Source organism: Mesorhizobium sp. Arg314 (assembly GCF_053714275.1).
This window is the reverse complement of record NZ_JBSKBP010000394.1, coordinates 1-213: the sequence shown is the minus strand read 5'-3', so window position 1 is coordinate 213 and position 213 is coordinate 1. Positions and strand designations below refer to the sequence as shown.

At 56.3% G+C, this 213-nt stretch carries 1 protein-coding gene; it reads left to right on the top strand.

Features of this window, described 5'->3' with window-relative positions:
• The coding region (locus ACWGS9_RS36005; RefSeq protein ID WP_454509588.1) for a Tn3 family transposase at positions 1 to 213 on the top strand (213 nt) is incomplete at both ends.

Below are 213 nucleotides of genomic sequence, written 5' to 3'. Positions count from 1 at the left end.
TCCATGAGCGAGGCGAAATCCGTGACCGATCGTTCGAAAGCCAGGCCTTCCGCGCATCCGGCCTCAATCTCGTCGTCAGCGCGATTGTGCACTGGAATACGGTCTATCTCGACCGTGCTGTCGTGCATCTGAGGCAAGCGGGCAAAAATATTCCCGACACACTGCTGAAGCACATCTCGCCGCTCAGTTGGGAACACATCAACCTTACAGGCA